Source organism: Methylobacterium pseudosasicola, from assembly GCF_900114535.1.
GTDB lineage: Bacteria > Pseudomonadota > Alphaproteobacteria > Rhizobiales > Beijerinckiaceae > Methylobacterium > Methylobacterium pseudosasicola.
In genome coordinates this window covers 1-23,581 of the sequence record NZ_FOTK01000005.1, presented here as the reverse complement: position 1 = coordinate 23,581, position 23,581 = coordinate 1, and the positions used below count along the sequence as shown (strand labels likewise).

Genomic DNA, 23,581 nt, shown 5'->3' with positions numbered 1-23,581 from the left:
CCTCAGGCCGACTTCTTCTCGTCGCCCGGGAGCACGTAATCCGTGCCCTCCCAGGGCGAGAGGAAATCGAAGTTCCGGAATTCCTGCGTCAGCTGGACCGGCTCGTAGACGACCCGGGCCTCGTCCTGGTCGTACCGGACCTCGACGAAGCCGGTGAGCGGGAAGTCCTTGCGCAGGGGATGCCCCTCGAACCCGTAATCGGTGAGCAGCCGGCGCAGGTCCGGATGCCCCGAGAACAGGATGCCGTAGAGGTCGTAGGTCTCGCGCTCGTACCAGTTGGCGGCTGGAAACACCTCGATCGCCGAGGGGACCGGGGTCACCTCGTCGGTCTGCACCTTCACACGGATGCGCGCGTTGTGGCGCAGCGAGAGCAGGTGGTAGACCACGTCGAAGCGCTTCTCGCGCTGCGGGTAGTCCGCGCCGCAAATGTCGATGAAGCTGCGGAACGCGCAGGCCGGGTCATCGCGCAGGTAGGTCAGCGCGTAGACGATGTCGGAGGCCTGGACCACCAGGGTCAGCTCGCCGAACGCGATGGCGTGGGACACCACCGCCGGCCCGAGTGCGCTGGTGACCCGCTCGGTCAGCGCCGTGAGGGCGGCAGCGCCGCTCTCGGGCTGCGTGTGCGACAGGATCGAGATGCCGTTCGTCATGGCCGTCCCTCAGCGCTCGATCGTGCCGGTCCGGCGGATCTTCTTCTGGAGAAGCAGCACGCCGTAGAGCAGCGCCTCGGCGGTGGGCGGGCAGCCGGGCACGTAGATGTCCACCGGCACCACCCGGTCGCAGCCGCGCACCACCGAATAGGAATAGTGGTAGTAGCCGCCGCCGTTGGCGCAGGAGCCCATCGAGATCACGTAGCGCGGCTCCGGCATCTGGTCGTAGACCTTGCGGAGGGCCGGGGCCATCTTGTTGGTCAGGGTGCCGGCGACGATCATCACGTCCGACTGGCGTGGCGAGCCGCGGGGCGCGAAGCCGAAGCGCTCGCAATCGTAGCGCGGCATCGACATCTGCATCATCTCGACGGCGCAGCAGGCGAGCCCGAAGGTCATCCACATCAGCGAGCCGGTGCGGGCCCAGTTGATCAGCTCGTCCGTGGTGGTGAGCAGGAATCCCCGGTCGGCCAGCTCGTCGCTGATCGACAGGAAGGTCGGATCGTCGGCGCCGATCGGCCGGCCGGTATTGGGATCGATGATCCCCTTCGGCTGGGGCGCGACCGCGGGGGCGCGGGACAGGCTGTGGGTCGTGTCGGTGATCAGGGCCATCGGCGACTCGGAATGCGGTGCGGGCAGGCGGCTGCTGTCGCGAATCAATCCCACTCGAGGGCGCCCTTGCGCCACTCGTAGACGAAACCGACCGTCAGCACGCCCAGGAAGACGATCATCGACCAGAAGCCGAACCAGCCAAGGTCTCCGAAGGTGATCGCCCACGGGAACAGGAACGCGACCTCGAGGTCGAAGATGATGAACAGGATCGCCACGAGGTAGAACCGCACGTCGAACTTCATGCGGGCATCGTCGAAAGCATTGAAGCCGCACTCGTAGGCCGAGAGCTTCTCGGGATCCGGGCTCTTGAAGGCGACCAGGAAGGGCACGACCAGCAGGGCGGTGGCGATGAACAGAGCCACGCCGATGAACACGATGAGCGGAAGGTAGTCCGCCAACAATCCGGTCATGCCAGGGCCTCGCGAGAGCGTCTCGATCTGACGTGGGAAACCGCGGTGCGCCGCCGAACCGGATTCGCCCGTGGAATTGTTCTTATGCCAGGATGCGCGCGGCCGGAGGCTTAGTCGAGCCGCTGACCCGTGACAATGGCTTGCCGCGTCGCACAACGTGCATGTCCTGCCTTGTGTAGGGATGTGGGAACACGCGGCGGCCCTGCAACACGACGCAAGCGCGCAGGCCATCCGGTCGCGTCCCGTACGAAACCGCCACGGACGCGCTTGACAGCCCCCCGCCCGGCCCATAAACCCCGCCCCGTCGCCGGGCGAAACGCCCCTTCGAGGCGACCACGCCGTGCGGGCGTAGCTCAGTTGGTTAGAGTGCCGGCCTGTCACGCCGGAGGTCGCGGGTTCGAGCCCCGTCGCCCGCGCCACTTCTATTATCCTTTCCTACAGACTTTAAGCCTGCCGGCCCGATCGCTTCGGGCCTTTCGGCATGTCCTGTCCTGCTCAGCCTGTCATTGCGTTTCCGGCCCACCCGGAATCGATCGTGCTGTTTTGCGTCGAGCTGGCAACGGGACGATGGTGAGGAGGCGGCCGTAGAGGTCGTCTTCGATGGGCTAGACGGATCGGATCCAGGGCTTTCGGCCGTCGACACCCAGGATTGGGCCTTCGCAAATGATGCGTCGGGACCCGACGGCATTGAACAGCATGCGCGCTTCGGGTGAGCCGGATCCAGCAAATAGCTGACGACCTTTTCGCCCTGCATGCGCAGGCCCAGGAGTGCCGGCAGATCTACGCGACTCACAGCGCGTGGCGGCCGATGCGTCTCAGATTACTCGGCCGCACCGGTGCGACGGCACCCGCGGGCTCCGGGAACTCGACGAAGAAGGCTTCGCCGCCCTTCCAGCCTCCGACGATGGTCCCTTCGCAACCGGCGGCAATCGTATCGCCGTCATCGGTTACGGCCGGGACAGGTACAACAACATCGTCGAGATCCCGAAGCGCGGCCCCGGGATCCTCTTTTCGCAGCAGGTCCGAGAATTCGACCAACATCTTTTGAGAGTGGCGCCTGCGTTGGGCTTGGGCAAGTCGATGGCTGCAGCACAGTGGGCTGAGGCCTCAGGCCGAGGGCCAGCCGCCCACGCCCCGCCCCCGGCGGCGCGCGTCCCGCCGCCCGACCAGCAGGTCGATGGCATCGTGCCGCCCCGGCACGCCCGCATCGGCCACGTCCTGCGGGGTCAGGCCGATATCCTTCAACTCCCGCGCCGACAGGGTCGAGAGCCGGTGCAGGACGCGCCGGTTCATGGCCGCGCGCGACAGCTCCGCCCGCATCGCCGCAGCGGCCTCGATGATCGTCCGGGCGGCTCGCGCGAGCCAGGACGGCCGGCCCAGGGCGGGGGCGGTCTCGGGCAGGCACTGGTCCATGGTTCGATCCTCCGTCTTTCCGGAATCGAGCGATCTTGCCCCCACGGGGCTGGCGGCGACAGGAACAGTTCGGTACGATTTGGAAGAATTGTCCGGTCGGAAAGGCAGTACGGATGCAGGTCGCGACCAAGGCCGCCGGGACGCGCGTGGAGATCGTGGCCGGCGAGATCCGCGAGCGGATCGCGGCGCGGCATCTCGTGCCCGGGGTCCGGATCCCGTCCGTGCGGGCCTTCGCGGACACGATGGGCGTGTCGAAATCGACCGTCGTTGAAGCCTATGACCGCCTGGCCGCCGAGGGCACCCTGGTGGCGCGGCCGGGCTCGGGCTTCTACGTCGCCGGCAAGACCCGGCCGCTCTCGCTCCAGGCGATGGGGCCGCGGCTCGACCGGATCGTCGATCCGCTCTGGATCACCCGCCAGGCGCAGCAGGCCGGCGCGGACCAGCTCAAGCCCGGGGCCGGCTGGCTGCCGGATTCCTGGATGCCGCACGAGGCGCTCCGGCGGGGCCTGCGCCGGGTGGCGCGGGCGGATCTGGCCGAGATGACCAATTACGACCGGCCGCTCGGCTACGAGCCCCTGCGGATCCAGATCGCCCGCAAGATCGCTGAGAAGGGCGTCGGCGCCGAGCCGGACCAGATCGTGCTGGTGGAATCCGCCACCCAGGCCCTCGACCTCGTCTGTCGGTTCCTGCTCCAGCCGGGCGACACCGTGCTGGTGGACGATCCCTGCTACTTCAACTTCCTGGCGCTGCTGCGGGCGCAAAGGGTCTCGGTGGTCGGCGTGCCGCTGACCCCGGAGGGGCCGGATCTGCGGGCCCTCGGGACCCTGCTCGAACGGCATCGGCCGCGCTTCTACCTGACCAACGCGGCGCTCCAGAACCCCACCGGCGCGAGCCTCGCCCCGGCCATCGCTCACCGGCTGCTGAAGCTGTGCGAGGCGCACGACACCCTGATCGTCGAGGACGAGATTTTTGGGGACCTCGAACCGGAGCCGGCGCCGCGGCTCGCCGGATTCGACGGGCTGGAGCGGGTGATCCAGATCGGCAGCTTCTCAAAGACCTTGTCGGCGGCGGCGCGCTGCGGCTGGATCGCGCTCCGGGCCGACTGGGTCGAGCCCCTGGTCGACCTGAAGCTCGCGCTCAGCCTCGGCAACGGCCACGTCACGGCGGCTTTGGTGCACAGCCTGATCACCGAGGGCTGCTATCGCCGGCACCTCGCCGAGACCAAGCGGCGGCTCGCCGGCGCCATGGTCCAGGCCTCGGCCGAGCTCGGCGCCTGCGGCCTGGAACCTTGGGCGCAGCCCCGGGGCGGCTTCTTCCTGTGGATGCGCCTGCCGGACGGGCGCGACGGCGCCGAGGTGGCGCGCCGGGCTCTGGCGCAGGGCATGGTCCTGGCTCCGGGCACGGCCTTCAGCCTGTCCGACGACTGGAACGGCTACATGCGCTTCAATGTCGCCCACTGCATCGACCCGCGCATCCGGCCGATCCTGCGGGCGGCGCTGGCGTGATCGCTTTGGGGGCCGTCCGTGCGAGCGCAGCGAAGCAACCCGGCGTGGTGCCTCGTTTGGCCGTGATGCGGCGCCCTTCGGGCCTGGAGCCGAGCAGCTTGCGCGTACCGTGACTGCTTTCCACCCCTCTCGGTGAGGCCGACGGCTATCGACCCTTCCCAAAGCGGCCCTTCGTCGGCCCGCCAGCAATTTCGGCTTGGGAGGCGGAAGTTGATCTTTTGCCCCAAAGGCGATGTTTTGACTTCATTGATGGAAGTTCGCTGTTGTCTTGATTCCTTCAATGAATTGCTCATGGTGCGGCGTTGCTCAGCAGAAAGCGCATCGACGCACGGTCCAGAACAAGCGCCGCTACTCGAACATCAATGGACCCGAACGCGTAGGTTAGCGGCGTGTCCACTTCTGTGCGCTCGTAGAGCGGGGGCGCCGGTCGGATATCGCAGTGCTCTTTCGGCGACTCACGTGCCTTCATTCATGCGCCGCATGCGCTGCGAGACCGTGAAGCGCCCAGCCGGGTGGATGGTCGACGAGATCTCGATGATCTTGCCCGCATCATCGAGGTAGTGCCGCACGATCCGGAGGGCGGGCGTGTCGATGCCGGCCTTCAGCGCGGGGGCATGGACCGCCGGCAGCGCGATCGCCTCGACATCCTGGCGGATCTCGGCGCTTCTCCGGCCGTAACGCTGCTCAATCAGCGTGCTGATCAGAACGTCCGGGGACGCGCGGACGACATCTCCGAGGTCGGCATAGGCCGGGTCAATATATACGTCCGTCCACCCGACCGGGGCCCCGCCCGGTCTGCCGTCCAGGCGCAGGCTGGAGATGCGGAACCAGCACGTTCCGGCCTCGCATCCGAGTTCCCGCGCCAGGTCGGCCTCGACCGTGACGGCTGCCGTCTCCCGAACCTCGCGGATATGCGCGGCGCCGAACTGGATCAGGTCTTCCAGGGAAGCCAGCGGCTGCCGGTAGCCGCTGGTCGGCGCGGCCGCTTCCACCCGCGTCCCAGCCTTCTTGTTCCGGGAGACCAATCCCTGATCCTGCAACTGGCGGATCGCCGTGCGCATCGTGTGACGGCTGGTCCCGTATCGCTCGCACAGTTCCAGTTCGGTCGGCAGCAGCGACCCCACCGGGAAGCGTCCCGAGGTGATCCCGGCGGTCAGGTCCTTGGCGACCTGCGCCCACAGCGTCTCACGCATCGCCACAACTCACACACCTGCATTTTTGTGCAGGATCCTTGTTGACATAATGTCCGGACAATGGGTAGACCACTATATGTCCGGACATAAACGAGCCGGACGACCCATCAGGAGGAATTCGTGAGCCGTCCGCTGCCCCCTATAGCGACCACCGCGATCGATTCCCTCCTGTTCCGCGACGCCTTCGGCACGCCGGCGATGCGCGCGGTGTTCTCCGACCACGCTCTGATCCAGCGCTACATCGAGGTCGAGATCGCGCTCGCTAAGGCCGAGGCCGCCTGCGGTGTCATCCCGGCCGAGGCGGCCGCGCAGATCGCCGCGAACTGCCGCTTCGAGGATCTCGATTTCGATCTTCTGCGGCGGGAGACCGACAATGTCGGCTACCCGATCCTGCCGCTCGTGCACCAACTCGTCCATCAGTGCGGCGAGGCCGGGCGCTACGTCCATTGGGGTGCGACCACCCAGGACATCATGGATACGGCCAACGCCCTTCAGATCCGCGCGGGCCTGGAGATCGTCGAGGCCGACATCGCCGAACTGCGCCGGATCCTGGCCGGCCTGTCGAAGCGCTACCGCGACACGCCGATGGCGGGCCGCACCCACCTCCAGCAGGCCCTGCCGGTCACCTTCGGCTACAAGACCGCGATCTGGCTCGCGATGTTCGATCGTCATGCCGAGCGGCTGGCGCAGCTGAAGCCCCGGGTGCTGGTCGGCGAGTTCGCCGGCGCGGCGGGCACCCTCGCCTCCCTCGGCGAGGGCGGCCTCAAGGTCCAGGAGGCGTTCTGCCGGGAGCTCGGTCTCGGCCAGCCCGCCTCGACCTGGCACGTCGCCCGCGACGGCTTCGCCGAGACGCTCAACCTGCTGGCGCTGATCACCGGCTCGCTCGGCAAGATCGCCCTCGACATCATGATCATGGCCTCCACCGAATTCGCCGAGGTCTACGAGCCGTTCGTCACCGGCCGCGGGGCCTCCTCGACCATGCCGCAGAAGCGCAACCCGATCTCGTCCGAGCTGATGCTCGCCGCCTCGAAGGGCGTGCGCCAGCATGCCGGGCTGATGCTCGACGCGATGGTCCAAGACTTCGAGCGCGCCACCGGCCCGTGGCACGCCGAGTGGATGGCGATCCCCGAGAGCTTCGTGCTGACGGCCGGCGCCCTGCACCAGGCCAAGTTCGCGCTCGGCGGCCTGATCGTTGACGCGGCGCGGATGCGCGACAACCTTGGCATCAGCCGCGGCCTGATCGTCGCCGAGGCCGCGATGATGGCGCTGGCCCCCCATACCGGCCGCCAGCAGGCGCACGACCTCGTCTACGCCGCCTGCCGCGTCGTGAACGACACGGGCGGGACGCTGGCCGAGGCGCTCGCCGCGGTCCCGGAGGTCACCGCGCATTTCGACCGCGCCGCGATCGACCGTCTGACCGATCCGGCGAACTACCTGGGCGCGGCCCCCGAGATGGTGGACCGCGTCCTGGCTTCGGCGCACCGCGGCGCCTGATCCACCCGAAGCACCGATCCAGGACGCGAACGCACCGAACCGCCGGGCCCTCACCCGGCGGCAACGAGAGTGCACGTCCTCATAGGCCCTGACCGGAGGAAGCCATGCCCATCGCCACGACCGATCCGACGGCCCTGTCCCGCACCGCGCATCCGGCCCCCGCCAAGTCCAAGCGAAAGTCGATCTGGACCAATCTCGGTTTTCAGATCGTCGTGGCGATGGTGCTTGGCGCTGCCACCGGCTTCCTCCTCCCCGAGGTTGCCGTCCCGCTCAAGATCCTCGGCGACATCTTCCTGCGGCTGATCAAGACCGCGGTCGCGCCGCTGGTGTTCCTGTGCGTCGTCGTCGGCGTGGTTTCGGCGGGCGATTTCAAGCGCGTCGGCAAGGTCGGGCTGATCGCGATGTTCTATTTCGAGATCGTGTCGACGATCGCGCTCGGCGTCGGCTTGCTCGCGGGCAACCTGCTCGGCGTCGGCAAGGGCATGGCCGACTCGACCCGGGCGGGCCTCGCACAGGGCAAGGCGCCGACGGGCGCGGCGGCCCCGCACTCGACCCTCGACTTCATTCTCAACATCTTCCCGGACAACTTCATCGGCGCCTTCGCCAAGGGCGAGTTGCTCCAGGTGCTGGTCATCGCGCTGATCTTCGGCGCGGCGCTCCTGCACCTGCCCGCCGAGAAGCGCGCGCCGATCGAGGCGGGGCTCAACAAGATCTCGGACGCGTTCTTCGAGTTCATCCACCTGATCATGCTGGTCGCGCCGATCGGCACCTTCGGGGCGGTCGCCTTCGCGGTGGGATCGAGCGGCACCAACGTGCTGCTGTCGCTGATCTATCTGATCCTGAGCTTCTACGCGGTGGTGATCGCCTTCATCCTCGTCGTGCTCGGCGCGATCTCGGCGCTATTCAAGATCAACCTGTTCCAGTTCCTGAACTTCATCCGCGAGGAGATCTACATCGTGCTCGGCACCGCCTCCTCGGAGAGCGTGCTCCCGCGCCTGCTGGAGAAGCTGCCCACCTACGGCTGCTCGCGCCAGTCGGTCGGGCTGGTGCTGCCCACCGGCTACGCGTTCAACCTCGACGGCACCTCGATCTACATGGCGATGGGCGTGATCTTCCTGGCCAACGCCTACCACGTGCCGCTCGACCTCGGGCAGCAGCTCGGCATCCTGGCGATCATGCTGCTGACCTCGAAGGGCGCGGCCACGGTCTCGGGCGGCAGCTTCGTGGTGTTCGCGGCCACCGTGGCGGCGACGGGCGTGTTGCCGCTGGAGGGTCTGCCGATCCTGTTCGGCGTGTACCGCTTCATGTCGATCGCCATCGCCACCACCAACGTCATCGGCAACAGCGTCGCCACCGTGGTCACCGCCAAGCTCGCCGGCGAATTCGATCCGGCGATGGCCCGGGAGGCGATGGATCGCCTTCGAGCGGAGCGCATGGCCGCGATCTGATCAACAGGACCGCGTCGAACGTCACCTCAGGCTACAATCTGGAGCGACGCTCCTCTGGACGCGCGAAGGCGAAAGCGGCGTTGCGTTCTCGTGAAGCAAACATCTTCGAGGTTTGCATAGGGCTGCGAGCGAAAGAAAATACAACGTCCGCTGCCATGCATCGCCGCGCGGGAGCGGACCATCGCGGAACGATCCGTCCCAGACAGCACCAGGGCTCAGCGGATCGCGTTCAGACCCTGGGTCACCTCGCCCCGCGCGTGATGCCGATGAGCGGCGCGGCGGACAGACGCCGTCGACCTGACGCCCGCCTCACGCCGGCAGCGTCAGCTCCGCCTTCAGCCCGCCCAGCTCCGACCGCCCGAGGGTGAGGCTGCCGCCGTAGAGCTCGGCGAGTTCGAGGGTGATCGGCAGCCCGAAGCCGTGGCCTGGCACGCCCTCGTCGAGGCGGCGCCCGCGGGCCATGACCGCTTCGGCGGCCGCGCCGTCGAGGCCCGGGCCGTCATCCTCGACCCGCACCACGATCCCGCCCGCCTCTGCGGCGGCCGCGACCTGGACCCGGCTGCGGCACCAGCGGCAGGCATTGTCCACGAGGTTGCCGAGCATCTCGTCGAGATCCTGGCCCTCGCAGGGCACCAAGAGGTCGTCCGGCACGGCGAGCGCGATCGCCACACCCTTCTCGGCGTAGAGCCGTACCAGCGCGTCGCGCAGGTCCGAGACGCGCGGCGCCAGGGGCGTGCGTCCCCGGGCCGAGCCGGCGAGCGCTGCCGCCCGGGCGCGGCGCAGATGATGGCGGACCCGCCGGTCCATGTCGTCGACCTGGAGGCGCAGCGCCCCGCCGGGGTCGCGGGCCGGGTCGGCCAGGGCCATCGACAGGGTCGCCAACGGCGTCTTGAGGGCGTGGGCGAGGTTGGCGACGTGGCCGCGGGCGCGCTCCAGGTTCTGGGCGTTCTGGTCGAGCAGGGCGTTGAGCTCGCTGACCAGCGGCTTGATCTCGGCGGGCTGCTCCTCCGGCACCCGCTCCCGGCGCCCGGCGCGCACGGCGGCGAGGTCGGCCCGCAGGCGCCGCAGAGGTGCCAGGCCGAGGCGCACCTGCAGCGCCAGCCCGGCGATCAGGCAGAGGCCGAGGATCCCGAGAGCCAGCGCCAAGCTGGTCAGGGCCTCGCGCAACGGCCCGTAGAGGGCGCCCCGGGGGGCGCCCGCGATGATCGTGGCGGGGGGCGTGCCCGGCACGTCGAGGATGCGCAGGATCAGCCGCTCGCCCCGCGGCCCGGTGCCGTCCGCCGGGTGCGGGCGGCCGGGCTCGTCGTCGGGCCCCGGCTCGGTGACGGTGATGTGGCCGCCCCGCAGGGAGCCCGAGCCGAAGGTCTCGGGTCCCCGGCGCACCTCCCAAGCCCAGCCGGGGCCGTCCCGGTCGAAGGGCGGCGCGTCGCGATCCTGGGACAGTAGCCCCGCCTCCAGCCCGGCCCGCAGCGCAACGATCTGGGCGTCGAGATGCCCCTCGATCTGCCCCCGGACGAACCGGTGCAGGATCACCCCGATGGCGAGGCCGGCCACCACCAGCGCCGCCAGAACCAGCGCCAGGGCCGCCGCCAGCAGGCGGGTCCGCAGGGAGCGGCGGGGCGGCGGGGGCTTCTTCGGCGGCGGCATCAGGCCGGATCCGCGTGCAGGCGGTAGCCGTGGCCGCGCACGCTCTCGATCCGGGCCGGGGCGATCTTCCGGCGCAGGCGGGTGATGATCACCTCCACGGAGTTCGAATCGACATCCGCGTCGCCCTCGTAGACCCGCTCGATCAGGTGCGGGCGGGGCACCACCGCGTCGCGGTTGAGCATCAGGCAGGACAGGACCCGCCATTCGAGCCCGGTGAGCTTGAGGGGCAGGCCCTCGTGCTCGAAGGCGCCCAGCCCGGTATCGAAGCTCAGAGGGCCGCAGGCGATCCGGCTGGCGCCGCCGCCCTGCGAGCGGCGTACCAGGGCGCGCAGGCGGATCACCAGCTCCTCCACCCGCACCGGCTTGACCAGGTAATCGTCCGCCCCGGCCTTGAAGGCCGCGACCTTGTCGCTCCAGCCGTCCCGGGCGGTGAGCACCAGCACCGGCAGGGTCCGCCCGGCCGCCCGCCAGGCGCGCAGCACCGAGACGCCGTCGCCCTTGGGCAGGCCGAGATCGAGCACCACCGCGTCGTAGCCCTCGGTCTCGCCGAGATGCTGCGCGTCCTCGCCGGTGGCGGCCCGGTCGAGGACGAAGTTTTCCGCGCGCAGGACCTTGGCCAGGGCGTCGGCGAGCGCCGCGTCGTCCTCCACCAGCAGGATTTTCAAGAGTTCGCCCTCCCCGTGCCTCGGCCGCCGGAAATCACAATGCTGCGGGAAGTTAGGGCCGTCTTCTCACGCTGCCCATCAATCCGGCCTCCCGGATCGGCTGGCACCGCCAAGTCCTTGATCGCCCGCGCGTCTCGGCCATAGGCGGGCGGGTTTAACCGGGGCTGAACCGGGCGGTTCAGACCGGATTCGAGGCGGGGCCTTAGGAAGGGGCCACGGACCGATCGGGTCCCGAAAACCTTCCCAGAGGACGATATCCATGAGCGACGACAACATCATCGACGGCACCGCCCGCGAGATCCGCGAGCCCGCCCCCGTCAAGACAACCAAAAAGATCCCGGCGCGGAGCTGGGTGGTGGCCGCGATCGCCGCGCCCCTGGCGCTCGGCGCCGCCGGCCTGTCCCTGGCGCAGGGCAATGCATTCCAGCCGACCCCGGTGGACCCGGTGGCGATCCAGGCGCTCGCCCCGTCGAGCGCCACCGCGATCAAGGGCGAGGTCGCCGAGATTTTCGGCAACAAGTTCGTGGTCCAGGACCCCACCGGCCGGGCGCTGGTCGAGACCGGTCCCGCTGGCGAGGACGGCAAGCTCGTTGCCAAGGGCGAGGCCGTGACCGTGCAGGGCCGGTTCGAGACCGGGTTCCTGCATGCCAGCGTCCTGACCCACGGGGACGGCCGCAAGGTGGTGATCGGCCCGGCCGGTGGGCCGCCGACCGGCAGCCTCGACTGGGCCAAGGACAAGCTCGGCCTCGGGCCCACCCCGGACGTGCCCGCCCTGACCGCCGCCGTCCAGGCCGCCGGCTACGGCGACGTGCGGGTGACGGGCCGCGGCCCGCGCCACCTCGAAGTGGCGGCCAAGGACCGGGACGGGCGCGAGCACCAGCTCCATGTCGGCTTCGACGGTCAGGTCCGCGAGCGGCCGGTCCCGGGCGCCCGACTCTGACGGGGGGATGCAACCGATCCCGCCCTGCCGCGTCCTCCTGTCACTCACCCAGACAGGAGGCGCGCCTTGGAACCGATGAAGCCGATGGAACCCATGAAGCCCATGGAACCGATGAAGCCGATGAAGGGCCTGGAGCCCTTCTGGCCCAAGGACCTGGGCGACCCCTCGACCAGCGGTTCCCAAAACGGGATGAAATACGCGTTCTTCCCGGACAAGCACCGGCTCGTGATCGAGCGCGACGGCCAGGTCTCGACCTACGACAGCGGCGACCACCGGATCGGCAGCGTCTCGCAATCGGACGGTGGCACCAAGTCGCTGACCTTCTCCAGCCAGAACGGCGATGTGGATCTCGGCTCGCTGAAGAAGCTCGACTGACGGTCCGGCTGGGCGCCCGCTCTCCCACCCAACCCCCTCATCCTGAGGTGACGGAGCGAAGCGGAGGCCTCGAAGGAGGCCTCCAGCCGGCCGCGCGATCCCTGGAGGGCTCCTTCGAGGCTCGCTGCGCTCGCACCTCAGGATGAGGGGGTTGGATGGGAGGCCTATGTTCTCGGGGCACCGGGGCGGATCTGCACCGCCCCTTCCCGCCCCCAACCACCTTCCCCTCCGGCGCCGGGCCCTCTAAGCCCGGCCCGGCCATGCGAGCCCTTCCGCCGACCTGTCCCGAACCATGCGCGCCCTGATCGACCTCGTGCGCATCATGCGCGCGCGTGACCGGCGGCGGCTCGCCCTGATCGCGCTGGGGCTGGCGGTCGCGGCCCTGCTGGAGGTGGTCGGCGTCGCCTCGGTGATCCCGTTCCTGACCCTGGTCGGCGACCCCTCGGCGGCGACCCGGGTGCCCTACCTCGCCCAGGCCCGTGAAACCCTTGGCCTCACCGACGAGCGCAGCTTCCTGCTGGTCACTGGCGGGGCGGCGCTGCTGGCGATCCTGACCACGGCCGTGGTCAATGCCGGGCTGACCTACGCGCAGCTGCTGTTCACGCATCTGGCCGGCTACGGCTTCAGCCGGCGGCTGCTGTTCCGCTATCTCGACCGGGAGCGGCTGTTCTTCGCCCAGGCCAACAGCGCCGAGCTCGCCAAGAACGTCCTGTCGGAGACCGACCGGCTGGTGGTCGGCGTGCTGACCCCGGCCACCGTGCTGGCCTCCCGGGCGACCTCGGCTCTGGCGGTGATCGTGTTCCTGCTGGCCTACGCGCCGCAGCTCGCCCTGATCCTCGGGGGCGGCTTCGGCGGGCTCTATGTCGGGATCTACCTGATCATGCGGGCCCGGCTCGCCCGGCTCGGCGGCCGCTCGGTGGCCGACAACGAGGCCCGGTTCCGGATCGTGCAGGAGACGTTCGGGGCGCTCACGGAATTGAAGCTCTACGGCCGGGCGGAGGTTTTTGCGGGCCGGTTCGATGCCCCGGCCCGGGCCTACGCGGTCGCCACGGCGGCGAGCCTGCTCACCGGCCAGATGCCGCGCTTCGTCATCGAGGCCCTGGCCTTCGGCGGGGTGATTGTGGTGGTGCTGTTCGCCCTCGCCCAGGGGCTGGATGTGGCCGGGATCCTGCCGCTGCTCGGCCTGTTCGCCTTCGCGGGCTACCGGATGCTGCCGGCCTTCCAGAATATTTTTACCTCCGTCTCGCTGATGCGGTTCTACAGCCCGGTGGTGCAGGTGATCGTGGACGAGTTCGCCGACGAGCGAGAGGCCCGGCCCCGAACCGGAGAGCGCCTGCCCTTCGCCCAAGAAATCCGGCTGGAGAAGATCGGATTCGACTACGGCACCGGCCGTCCAGCGCTGGCCGACATCGACCTGACCATCCCGGTCAACACCACGATCGGCCTCGCCGGCCGCACCGGCGCGGGCAAGTCGACCCTGGCGGGCCTGCTGCTGGGGGTGCTCACCCCGGGCACGGGCCGGATCACCGTGGACGGGCGTGTGCTCGACGCCAGCACCCTCCCCGCCTGGCAGAACCGCATCGGCTACGTCCCGCAGGACGTCTTTTTGGTCGATGGCACGGTGGCCGAGAACATCGCGCTGGGCCTCGACGCGCCGGACCTCACCGCCGTCGAGCGCGCGGCCCGGCTCGCCGGGGCCCACGATTTCGTGGCCGCCCTGCCCCGGGGCTACGCCGAGCGCGTCGGCGAGCGCGGGGCGCGGCTCTCCGGCGGCCAGCGCCAGCGGATCGGCATCGCCCGGGCGCTCTACCATGACCCGGACGTGATCGTGTTCGACGAGGCGACCTCGGCGCTGGACGACGAGACGCAAGGGGCGGTGATGCGCGCCTTGCGGGCCCTCGCCGGCCGGCGCACCCTGATCCTGATCGCCCACCGCCTCTCCACCCTGGAGGGGGCCGACGCGGTCCACGTCTTGGAGGCCGGCCGCCTTGTCGCCTCCGGGCCGCCGGAGACGATCCTGCCGGGGCTGGGAGCCGTGCCGTGAACGAAGGTGGTCAGGCCACCAGAGCCTGCCCGTCCCTGTCAGGTTCCGGGCCGTGCGTATGCGCGGTGAACACCCCGATCGCGGCGGGCCGGCCCATCAGGTAGCCCTGCGCGGCGTCGCAATGCTCGCTGACCAGGAAACCGAGCTCCGCCTCCGTCTCGACGCCCTCGGCCAGGACCGGAAGGCCCAGGCCACGGCCGAGGCCGAGCACGGACCGCACGATCGCGGCGGCCTGCTCGTTGCCGTCCACCGCCCGGATGAACGAGCCGTCGATCTTGATCCGGTCGAACGGGTAGGTCCGCAGGTTCGACAGGGATGAATAGCCGGTCCCGAAATCGTCCATGGCGATCCGCAGCCCCAGGGCCTTGAGCTGGCGCAGGGTGGACTGGGCCCGGGCGGGATCGCGGATCAGGGCCGTCTCGGTGATCTCGATCTCCAGGCGCTCGGGCTTCAACCCGGTCTGGAACAGGACCTCGTGGACCAGCTGCGCGAAGTGCGGCGCGTGGAGCTGCAAACCCGAGACGTTGACGGCGATGGTGAGCGGGTTCGGCCAGCCGGCGGCCTCGCGGCAGGCCTCCCGCAGCACCCATTCGCCGATCTGCAGGATCGCACCGCTCTCCTCCGCGATCGGAATGAACAGGCCCGGCGGTACCGCGCCGCGCTGCGGATGCTGCCAGCGCAGCAGCACCTCGAAGCCGAGCACGGACCCGTCCCGCACGTCGGTCTGCGGCTGGTAGACGAGGTGCATCTCGCCGCGGGCCACGGCATGCCGCATGTCGTGCTCGAGGAGGCCCCGCTCGCGGACCTGTGCGCCCATGCGCGCCTCGAAGAACCGGTAGGTGCCGCGGCCCTCGGATTTGGCGCGGTAGAGCGCCGTGTCGGCGTAGCTCAGGAGGGAGGCCCGCTCGTCGGTGTCGTCGGGGAAGAGCGCGATGCCGACGCTGGTGGCGATCGTCGGGCCCGCTCCGTCGGCGCTGTTGCGCAGGGCGTCCAGGATCTGCTCGGCCAGGCGTCCGGCCGCGAGCGCTTGATCGCAGGGCATGAGGATCGCGAATTCGTCGCCTCCGAGCCGGGCCATCAGCTGGGACTTGTCGAGGAGCGCGCTCACCAACTTCGCGACGGTGATCAGCATGGCGTCGCCCGCCGCGTGGCCGAAGAGGTCGTTGACCTCCTTGAACCGGTCCAGGTCCAGGCAGAGCACAGCCAGCCGCCTGCCCGTCACCTTGGCGACCTTCAGTTCCTGATCCAGGCGCTGGTTGAAGCGCGCCCGGTTGGCGAGGCTGGTGAGGGCATCGTGGTGCGCCAGGAATTCGATCTGTCCCTCGGCCCGGCGCCGGGCGCGCAGGTCGCGGACCGCGATGGCGTAATGGGGCTGGTTGCCGTAGGTGACCGGCCGCATGATCAGCTCGACCGGGATCAGGGCGGCGTCGGCGCGCCGCAGCTCCGTCTCGGCCGGCTGATCCGCCGGCTCGGCCAGCGCCAGGCGCGTCGCGGCTTCCGGCAGGAACCGCGACAGCGGGATTCCCGACAGGTCGGCGGCGGCGAAGCCCACGAGGGTGCCGAAGCTGTCGTTGGCGCTGACGATGCGATCGCCGCGGCACACGACCAACCCTTCGACCGCGGCGTTGGCGAGGCTGTGCAGGCGCTCCCGTTCCAGCACCGCCTGGCGGCGATCGCGGATGTCGAGGGTCAGCGCCGCGCCGGCGAGGAACAGGATGGCCAGGCTCGCCAGGGCGACGCCGACGGCGAGCCAGCGCGCCGGGATGGCGCTCTCCGACATCAGGACGCCCGGATCGGGCACGATCGTGACCGCGCCCATGGCGACGAAATGGTGGCTGCAGATCGCCAGCAGCAGCAGCAGCGCCCCCGTCATGCGCCGCTTCAGCCGCTCGCCCGCGAGCGCCACCGGCAGGGCGGCGGCGCCGAAGGACGCGCCGAGGATCAGGGACGCCGCCACGAGGGCGCGATCCCAGCGGATATGCCCGGCGATCTCGAACGCGGCCATGCCGGTATAGTGCATGGCCGCGATGCCGAGCCCGAGGACGGCGCCGCCGAGCGCGGGTGCGAACGGCAGGGCGGGGGTGATCGCGATGGCAAGGCCGAGCCCGGTCAACGCGATGGCGTAGACGAGCGAGAGGCCCGTGAGGCCGACAGCGTAGGCGCTCGGCAGGTTCGGCTCGAAGGCCAGCATGGCGATGAAGTGGGTCGCCCAGATGCCGGATCCCCCGGCCACCGCCGCGACGCCGAGCCAGACCGCGCGGACCCGCGGCGTCGCTTTGCGGGCATGCCGCAGAAGCTCGATGCACGTGGTCGCCGCCAGGGCGCACGTCAGAGCCGCCAGACCGACGAGCCAGAAATCATGGGAGTCGACGAAGCAACCAACGACCTTGAGCATCAGGTAAAACCGGGGAAGGAGATAGCACGCTCTGGCTATAGCGATCCTATTTTTAGACCGTTAACTGGCGTATCGAACGATCCAAAAACGACCATTTCTAATATACGTTATAAAATCTCGGGTTGTAGCTGCTATAGACGCCTGGTTGCAGGCGCGGTCGGCGCACCCGTCTTCGGCCGTCGGTCCGGCGGGAGAACGGCCGCTGTTTCGCCTCGTAACGCGCGTGGCGGAGCGATGGCGATCCGCCCCGTCACATTACGCAGCCGGCTCCGCTGGATCACGCTCTGTACGGAAGCAGACGAACGGGCTTTCCGTTCATGCGGATCTCAGGGGCCGTCGCAGGCTTCCGCGCACGATCCCGCCTGTCGGCGGCGGACGGGGAGGCGGGACGAACCATCCGGCCCGGCGCGCCCGTCGAGGGCTCGCGCCCCTTGCGTCCCGGCCCGCGTCCGTTACCTCGGCTGTCCGAGGATCGCCCGGGAGGCCCGCTTGAGTTCGCGCATCGACCTGACCGCGCCGGATGGAACCACGGCGACGCTCGCCACCCACGGGGCCGAGCCGGTCTCCTGGCGGGTCGGCGGGACCGAGTATCTGTGGAGCGGCGATCCGGCGCACTGGAACCGGCACGCCCCCTGGCTCTTCCCGGTGGTCGGCGCTTCGGCCGACGGGCAGGTGCGGGTCGGGTCCGAGACCTACCCGATGGCGCAGCATGGCTTCGCCCGGGACCTGCCCTTCGCGGTGGTGGAGCAAAGCGCCGACGCGGTGCTCCTGCGGCTCACCGACGGGCCCGAGACCCGAGCGCATTACCCGTTCGCCTTCCAGCTCGACATCGCCGCCCGGGTGCGGCCGTCCGGCCTCGACCTCGACGTCACCGTGACCAATCCCGGCGACGCCCCCCTGCCCTACGCGCTCGGCTTCCACCCGGCCTTCCCGTGGCCTTTCGCGGGCGGGACGCGCGCCAGGGATGGCGGCTACGCGGTGGACTTCGAGCAGGCCGAGCGTCCGTTCGCCCCCCAGGTCGGCCCCGGCGGGCTGCTGCTGCGCGCGGAGCAGCCGATTCCGCTCGACGGCGACACGCTGCCCCTCGACCCGGCGATCTTCACGGAAGCGTTCGTGTTCCGGAACGCGAAGAGCCGCCGGATGCGCTTCACCGGGCCCGAGAAGGCGATCCGCATGGAGATGGAGGATTTCCCGCATCTCGCCGTCTGGACCAAGCCCACCGCGCCGTTCCTGTCGCTGGAATGCTGGACCGGCTACGCCGACTGGGCGAATTTCTCTGGCCCGCTCCAGGAACGCGATTCGCAGCGCCTGCTGCCGCCGGGGGCTCAGGCGCGCCACGGCGTCCGCCTGACCCTGGAAGCCTAGCGCTTGCGCGTCTGGGTCGCCCGGCCCGAGCCCGGAGCCGCCCGAACCGGCGCGGCCCTGGCGGCGCGCGGGCATATCCCCCTCGTCGCACCCGTGCTGGTGGTCCGGCCGACCGATGCGCCGCCTCCCGACGGCCCCTTCGACGGCCTGCTGCTCACCAGCGCCAACGCGGTGCCGGCCCTTCGGAATGCCGAGTCGTTGCGAGGCCTGCCGGTCTTCGCGGTCGGCGCCCGGACCGCCGCGCTGGCGCTCGAGGCCGGGCTCGGCCCGGTCCGGGAGGGGCCGGGCGACGCGGCCGGGCTCGCGGCCCTGGTCGCCTCGGTGCTGCCGGCGGGCGGACGCCTGCTCCACGCCGCCGGGACCGCGCGCAAGCCCGAGCCCGCGGCGAAACTGGCGGCCGCCGGGTTTTCCGTCGCACTCTTCGTCGCCTATTCGGCGGACGCGCTGGCCGCCCTGCCGATTTCGGCGAAGGAATCCCTCGCGTCCGGCGCCCTCGACGCCGCCCTGCACTATTCCCGCCGCAGCGCCGCCACGGCGCTCGCGCTGGCAAACCAATCCGGACACGGCGGAGCTTTCCGCCGCCTGAGGCATTACTGCCTGTCGGCGGATGTCGCGTTCCCCCTGGAAGCCGCCGGGATCCCGGTCCATGTCGTCGCGGCACGCCCGCGGGAAACGGACCTGCTCGACGCCCTCGACGCCGCGCCGCGGTGACAGCAGGCCAGAGCCGCCGTATCTCGCCCTCGCCCCCGGTGCCGATGCGGTGCTACGGGGGCGCGGCGACGCCGAAGAGTTGGAGGACTTGCCCGTGACGCCACCACCCAGCGACGCCGACAAGCCCGGATCCGGCGGACCGAAGCCGGGCGGTGTGCCGTCCACGCCGGTGCAGCCCGATCCCGCGCGGACGGATGCCAAGCTCGGCGACGCGAAGCCCGGGGCGAAGTCGCCGGCTCCAGCGGTCGGCGGCGCCAAGCCCGCGCAGACCCCTGCGAATCAAGCTCCGAATCCCACCTCGGGGATTTCGTCGAGCACGCCACCCAAGCCGGCCACCGACCCCGTTTTGACCGCCAAGCCTGGCGCAACCAGCGCATCCGATGGCAAGCCCGAAGCCGGCAAACCAGCCGCTGGCGCAGGTGCCGCGGACGGCCCGAAGCCGGCTGCCGGCGCATCCGGCGGGCCAGGTATCGGCAAGACCGACGCGTCCCCGACCGGTGCCTCAGCCGCATCCGGGCCCGAAGCCGCCAAGGCCGCATCGAACGCCGCCGGGGTGAAATCCGAACCCGGCAAGCCCGAGGCTGGCAAACCGGATCCCGCAAAGCCCGGTCAGCCGGGCGCGGGGCCGCAGGCGGGGAGCGGTCCTCGTCCCGGCGCCACGGCGGCCGGTGCCGCGGGCGCCGCGGTGACGGCCGGGCCGATCCTCGACCTGAAGGCCAAGCGCATCCCCGATCCGCCGACGCCCGGCAAGGAGCCGCCCAAGGACAGCGCCAAGGACGGATCAAAGGACGCCCCGAAGGAGGCGGTCAAGGAGCCTCCGAAGGGACCGGTTCCCGGCGCCGCGGCGCTGACGGCGGCGAACCCGCCGGCCGGGCGTGCCCGGGCCGGGTTCGGCTCCCTGGCGGCGGCCGGCCTGCTCGGCGGCTTGATCGGAGCGGGGGCGCTGTTCGGCGCCGAGCGCGCCGGTATCGGCGGCTTCGGGCGCCCGAACGCCGGCGACCCGAACCTGTCCGGCCAGGTCGCGTCCCTCGACAAGCGCGTGGAGACCCTGGCGCCGCGCGATGCCGTGGCCGATCTCGACAAGCGCGTCGCCGCCGCCGAAGCCGCGGCCCGGCAGGCGCTGGAGAAGGCGCCGGCGCCCGGCGCCGCCGGGCCGGACGGGCAAGCGGCGGCTCCTGGCACAGCCTTGCCGACCGATCTCGCGGCGCGCCTCGACAGCCTCGATCAGCGAGTGGCCGCGCTCCAGGAGGAGCCAGGCCGGGAGCCCGGCCGCGACCAGGCCGCCGATGCGAAGCTCGGCGCGGCCCAGGCTGCCGATCCCAAGCAGGTCGCCGATCTCGACGCCCGGGTGAAGGCGCTCGAAGCCGATCCGTCGACCAAGGGCGAGGTCGCCGAGGCCTCGAAAAAGATCGCCGCCCTGCAGGGCGAGGTCGAGCAGCGGACCAAGGCCAATGCCGAGGCCGACGCGGCGCTCGGCCAGCGCCTCGATACGCTGCAGCAGAACCTCGATACCCGCGTGAAGGCCGCCACCGAGGCGGTCCAGGCGGCGACTCAGGCGAGCCGCACCGCTGCCGAGGCGGGGCAGGCCCAGGCCGCCGAGGCCGCGAAGGCGGTCGATCGCCGCCTGCAGGAGCAGGCCGACAAGATCGCCGCCCTCGACAAGGGCCTGGCTCAGCGCGCCGAGGTCGCCACCGTCCAGGCGGCCCTGCGGGTCGTGGTGGCCGACCGGGTGGCGTCGGCGCTCGCGGCCGGCATGCCCTACGCGGAGCCGCTGGCGACCCTGCGCAAGCTCGACCCGAGTGCCGAGTCCCAGGCCGCGGCGCTGGCGCCCTTCGCCGAGTCCGGTGCGCCGACCACCGCCCAGCTCGCCAACGACTTCCGGCCGGTCGCCGAGCAGATCGCCGCCAAGCGCCGGTCGCTGCGGGCCAAGAGCGCGGCCGAGACCGGCGATTTCCGTACCAAGCTCCTGAGCATGGCCGACGGTCTCGTGCAGGTACGCAAGGTCGATGCGCCCGCCTCCACCCCCGAGGCCTCGGACGAGCCCGAGGCCAAGGTCCAGGCGGCCCTCGATCGCGGCGACCTGCCGGCGGCGTCCGCGGCCTTCGCGGCCCTGCCGGCCGAGATCCGGGACCAGACGGGCGATTTCGCCACGAAGCTCAAGGCGCGGGCCGCCGCCGAGGAGGCCGTGCGGACGCTGCTCGCCAGCGCCTTCAAGGCCCTGCCGACGGACCAGGCCGCCGGTGCCGTTCCGGCGGCGGCACCCGGCCGCTAGGCGTGACGGCGTCGATCCGCGCCCCGCGCGGCTGCATCAACTCCGGGCGGGCCGTCAGCGGCCCCGCCCCTTCCGGACCCAGCGGCGGCCGCCCGGCGGCCATCGACAGGAGACACTGACCCCATGTGGCGCGCCCTCGCCTTCCTGGCCCTGCTCGCACTCGCCGCCTTCGGGGCGGTCTGGATCGCCGACCGGCCCGGCACCGTCACCGTCGTCTGGAACGGCTACCAGATCGGCACCAGCCTCGCCGTCGCCCTGGTCGGGGTCATCGCCGCCGCGATCGTCCTCGGCCTGCTCTGGGCGATCGTGCGCGGCGTGATCGGCCTGCCCGAGGCGCTGGTCCGCGGCTCGGCCGAGCGCCGCCGCGCCAAGGGCTTCTCCGCCCTGTCCCGGGGCATGGTGGCGGTGGGCTCGGGCGATCCGCTCGCGGCCCGGCGCTACGCCGGGGATGCCGAGCGGCTGCTCGGACCCGAGCCGCTGACCCTGTTGCTCAAGGCCCAGGCGGCCCAGATCTCCGGCGACCGGGATGCCGCCGAGAGCGCCTTCCAGCGCATGGTCGACGACCCCGAGACCCGGGTGCTCGGCCTGCGCGGCCTGTTCGTGGAGGCGCGCCGCCGCGAGGACGAGACCGCCGCCCGGGCCTACGCGGTGGAGGCCGCGCGCCTCGCCCCGAGCGTCACCTGGGCCAACGAGGCGGTGCTTGAGGCACACTCGGCCGACGGCGATTGGGCCTCGGCCCTGGAGACCGTCGAGCGGCGCTCCTCGCTCGGGCTGATCGACAAGGGCGCCGCCCGGCGCCAGCGGGCCGTGCTGCTGACGGCGATCGCCGGCGAGCGCGAGGCCGGCGAGCCCGAACTCGCCACCGAGCGGGCGTTGCAGGCGGCCAAGCTCGCCCCCGATCTGGTCCCGGCGGCCTGCATCGCCGGGCGGCTGCTGGCCCGCCGGGGTGACCTGCGCAAGGCCGCCAAGATCGTCGAGGCGGCCTGGAAGGCCAATCCCCACCCCGACCTCGCCAAGGTCTATCTCGGCCTGCGCACCGGCGATTCGGTCCGCGACCGTCTTGCCCGGGCCGAGACCCTGGCGAAGCTGTCCTCCTGGGACCCGGAGGCGCGTCTCGCCGTGGCGCAGGCGGCCCTCGACGCCCGGGATTACGGCCGGGCTCGCGAGGCGCTGAAGCCGCTGCTGGCCGACCGTCCGACCGTGCGCAGCAGCCTGATGATGGCCGCGATCGAGGAAGCCGAGCACGGCGCGGCCTCCGGGCAGGCCCGCGAATGGCTGGCCCGGGCGGCGCGGGCGCCCCGCGACCCGGTCTGGATCGCCGACGGGATCGCCTCCGACACCTGGGCTCCGGTCTCGCCGGTCACCGGCCGGCTCGACGCCTTCGCGTGGCGCGAGCCGCCGAACACCCTGGCCGCCGCCGCGCCCGCGGTGGAGCCGGAGGAACCGGAGGCCGCGTCGCCCGTTCTCGTTCCGGCCGGTCCGACATCGGTTGCGCCGCTCCCGACCATCATGCCCGCGAGCAGCACCACACCCGCCCCGGCGGCCGATGCGGTCTCCGCAGGGATGACGGCTGCCGCTGTTCCCGCCTCCGGCGCACAGGCGGTGCGGCGGACTGGGTGACTAGACGACGGTCGTAGCCTTAGCCAGCAATGAAAGAGGAGCGGCGGAGATATCAGTCTTGTGCTGAACTTTTCCGCGGACCGCGCGGTTATGTTGACGGCAGTTGCTGATACTGCGTATTTTGTTGCTGGTGTGGGCTACCGCCGTCCGAGGATCCGACCATTTGTTCTCCGTTTCCCCTCTCAGCGGCGTCGTTGAACCGGCGGCGTTCCGCGCAGGTCCCGTCCTGCCCGGTGCGGCCGTGACGGTCGACGACGAGTCCGAGGCGCGCCGGCAGGTCGGCGTCCTCCCGTTCCAGCTGGGCAGGGATGGTGAGAGCCGGATTCTGCTGGTGACCTCGCGGGAAAGCCGGCGCTGGGTCATTCCCAAGGGCTGGCCGATGAAGGGCCGCAAGCCGTTCGAGGCGGCGGCCCGCGAAGCCTACGAGGAGGCCGGCCTGCGCGGCGATGTCGGCAAGCGCCCGCTCGGCTATTATTTCTATCAGAAGCGCCTGAAGAACCTCGACGCCGTCCTGTGCCAGGTCAAGGTGTTCCCGCTCAAGGTGCGCAAGCAGCTCAAGAATTTCCCCGAGATGAACCAACGCGAGCTGCGCTGGTTCACCCCGGCGGAAGCCGCCGAGGCCGTGTCCGAGCCGGGCCTCGCCGCGATCATTCGCGCCACCAGCCGGCAAGTAAACGCGTCCGACGCGTAACCCACCGTTGCCAAGCCGCCGCCGATCCTTTATGGCCCCACTCAGCCGGACGGACACGCCCCCAGCGGGGTCGCCACGGCGCTTGCTGCGGTAGCTCAGTGGTAGAGCACTTCATTGGTAATGAAGAGGTCGAG

At 70.8% G+C, this 23,581-nt stretch carries 20 protein-coding genes and 1 tRNA gene; 12 read left to right on the top strand and 9 right to left on the bottom strand.

The window, feature by feature from the left end; all coding sequences use genetic code 11:
* Window positions 1–2 precede the first annotated feature (2 nt).
* From BM228_RS06655 to BM228_RS34555, 3 genes are read right to left on the bottom strand one after another with little or no spacing between them, the layout of a single operon-like run.
* Window positions 3–650 (bottom strand): NADH-quinone oxidoreductase subunit C, encoded by a 648-nt coding sequence (locus tag BM228_RS06655; protein ID WP_092038374.1) that lies wholly within the window; start codon window positions 648–650, stop codon window positions 3–5.
* A 9-nt stretch (window positions 651–659) separates the two neighbouring features.
* Complete coding sequence (locus tag BM228_RS06650) at window positions 660–1,259, bottom strand: NuoB/complex I 20 kDa subunit family protein (RefSeq protein ID WP_007560753.1); 600 nt, start codon at window positions 1,257–1,259, stop codon at window positions 660–662.
* A gap of 44 nt (window positions 1,260–1,303) precedes the next feature.
* Window positions 1,304–1,669 carry an NADH-quinone oxidoreductase subunit A gene (locus tag BM228_RS34555; protein ID WP_007560754.1) on the bottom strand — a complete coding sequence of 122 codons (366 nt, stop codon included), beginning with the start codon at window positions 1,667–1,669 and terminating at the stop codon, window positions 1,304–1,306.
* Between the two features lie 342 nt (window positions 1,670–2,011).
* On the opposite strand from BM228_RS34555, the gene BM228_RS06640 reads away from it, so the two are divergent.
* Window positions 2,012–2,088: transfer RNA gene (locus BM228_RS06640), tRNA-Asp, on the top strand.
* A gap of 370 nt (window positions 2,089–2,458) precedes the next feature.
* Here BM228_RS06640 and BM228_RS06635 read toward each other — a convergent pair.
* Both BM228_RS06635 and BM228_RS06630 read right to left on the bottom strand, forming a co-directional pair.
* A complete protein-coding gene (locus BM228_RS06635) occupies window positions 2,459–2,710 on the bottom strand; it encodes a hypothetical protein (protein WP_092038371.1) in 252 nt (83 codons plus the stop codon).
* A 66-nt stretch (window positions 2,711–2,776) separates the two neighbouring features.
* Window positions 2,777–3,082, bottom strand: coding sequence for a DUF1127 domain-containing protein (locus BM228_RS06630; protein WP_092038369.1), 306 nt, complete (start codon window positions 3,080–3,082; stop codon window positions 2,777–2,779).
* Window positions 3,083–3,195: 113 nt separating this feature from the next.
* On the opposite strand from BM228_RS06630, the gene BM228_RS06625 reads away from it, so the two are divergent.
* The gene (locus tag BM228_RS06625) at window positions 3,196–4,587 is read left to right on the top strand and encodes an aminotransferase-like domain-containing protein (RefSeq protein ID WP_092038368.1); all 1,392 of its coding nucleotides are present in this window, start codon (window positions 3,196–3,198) and stop codon (window positions 4,585–4,587) included.
* A 455-nt stretch (window positions 4,588–5,042) separates the two neighbouring features.
* Here BM228_RS06625 and BM228_RS06620 read toward each other — a convergent pair whose 3' ends face one another.
* The gene (locus BM228_RS06620) at window positions 5,043–5,780 is read right to left on the bottom strand and encodes a GntR family transcriptional regulator (protein ID WP_092038366.1); all 738 of its coding nucleotides are present in this window, start codon (window positions 5,778–5,780) and stop codon (window positions 5,043–5,045) included.
* A 120-nt stretch (window positions 5,781–5,900) separates the two neighbouring features.
* Between BM228_RS06620 and BM228_RS06615 the strand changes: the two genes are divergently transcribed.
* A complete protein-coding gene (locus tag BM228_RS06615; RefSeq protein ID WP_425284916.1) occupies window positions 5,901–7,274 on the top strand; it encodes a class-II fumarase/aspartase family protein in 1,374 nt (457 codons plus the stop codon).
* 104 nt (window positions 7,275–7,378) lie between these two features.
* A complete protein-coding gene (locus BM228_RS06610) occupies window positions 7,379–8,722 on the top strand; it encodes a cation:dicarboxylate symporter family transporter (protein WP_244537049.1) in 1,344 nt (447 codons plus the stop codon).
* A 309-nt stretch (window positions 8,723–9,031) separates the two neighbouring features.
* Here the strand turns inward: BM228_RS06610 and BM228_RS06605 are convergent, their stop codons facing one another.
* Complete coding sequence (locus BM228_RS06605; protein WP_092038364.1) at window positions 9,032–10,369, bottom strand: sensor histidine kinase; 1,338 nt, start codon at window positions 10,367–10,369, stop codon at window positions 9,032–9,034.
* Window positions 10,369–11,034 (bottom strand): response regulator, encoded by a 666-nt coding sequence (locus tag BM228_RS06600; protein ID WP_092038362.1) that lies wholly within the window; start codon window positions 11,032–11,034, stop codon window positions 10,369–10,371. The genes BM228_RS06605 and BM228_RS06600 overlap by 1 nt, the downstream gene beginning before the upstream one ends.
* Before the next feature lie 259 nt (window positions 11,035–11,293).
* Here BM228_RS06600 and BM228_RS06595 point away from each other — a divergent pair, with 259 nt between their 5' ends.
* The 3 genes from BM228_RS06595 to BM228_RS06585 all read left to right on the top strand — a co-directional run bounded on the left by BM228_RS06595 (window position 11,294) and on the right by BM228_RS06585 (window position 14,393).
* Complete coding sequence (locus BM228_RS06595; protein ID WP_092038360.1) at window positions 11,294–11,974, top strand: DNA-binding protein; 681 nt, start codon at window positions 11,294–11,296, stop codon at window positions 11,972–11,974.
* 93 nt (window positions 11,975–12,067) lie between these two features.
* The gene (locus BM228_RS06590) at window positions 12,068–12,349 is read left to right on the top strand and encodes a hypothetical protein (protein WP_342030168.1); all 282 of its coding nucleotides are present in this window, start codon (window positions 12,068–12,070) and stop codon (window positions 12,347–12,349) included.
* Between the two features lie 292 nt (window positions 12,350–12,641).
* Window positions 12,642–14,393, top strand: coding sequence for an ABC transporter ATP-binding protein (locus tag BM228_RS06585; protein WP_092038356.1), 1,752 nt, complete (start codon window positions 12,642–12,644; stop codon window positions 14,391–14,393).
* A 10-nt stretch (window positions 14,394–14,403) separates the two neighbouring features.
* Here BM228_RS06585 and BM228_RS06580 read toward each other — a convergent pair whose 3' ends face one another.
* Window positions 14,404–16,788, bottom strand: coding sequence for a bifunctional diguanylate cyclase/phosphodiesterase (locus BM228_RS06580; RefSeq protein WP_092038354.1), 2,385 nt, complete (start codon window positions 16,786–16,788; stop codon window positions 14,404–14,406).
* A gap of 489 nt (window positions 16,789–17,277) precedes the next feature.
* On the opposite strand from BM228_RS06580, the gene BM228_RS06575 reads away from it, so the two are divergent.
* The 5 genes from BM228_RS06575 to BM228_RS06555 all read left to right on the top strand — a co-directional run bounded on the left by BM228_RS06575 (window position 17,278) and on the right by BM228_RS06555 (window position 23,447).
* Window positions 17,278–18,153: an aldose 1-epimerase family protein gene (locus BM228_RS06575; protein ID WP_092038353.1), complete on the top strand. Its 876-nt coding sequence runs from the start codon at window positions 17,278–17,280 to the stop codon at window positions 18,151–18,153.
* Window positions 18,154–18,156: 3 nt separating this feature from the next.
* Entirely contained in the window at window positions 18,157–18,864 is a 708-nt protein-coding gene (locus BM228_RS06570; RefSeq protein ID WP_092038351.1) for a uroporphyrinogen-III synthase, read from the top strand.
* Window positions 18,800–21,136 (top strand): COG4223 family protein, encoded by a 2,337-nt coding sequence (locus BM228_RS06565; RefSeq protein ID WP_244537048.1) that lies wholly within the window; start codon window positions 18,800–18,802, stop codon window positions 21,134–21,136. Before BM228_RS06570 ends, BM228_RS06565 begins: the two co-directional genes overlap by 65 nt.
* Window positions 21,137–21,259: 123 nt before the next feature.
* Window positions 21,260–22,756 (top strand): heme biosynthesis protein HemY, encoded by a 1,497-nt coding sequence (locus BM228_RS06560; RefSeq protein WP_092038349.1) that lies wholly within the window; start codon window positions 21,260–21,262, stop codon window positions 22,754–22,756.
* 241 nt (window positions 22,757–22,997) lie between these two features.
* Entirely contained in the window at window positions 22,998–23,447 is a 450-nt protein-coding gene (locus tag BM228_RS06555) for an NUDIX hydrolase (RefSeq protein ID WP_092038696.1), read from the top strand.
* Window positions 23,448–23,581 lie beyond the last annotated feature (134 nt).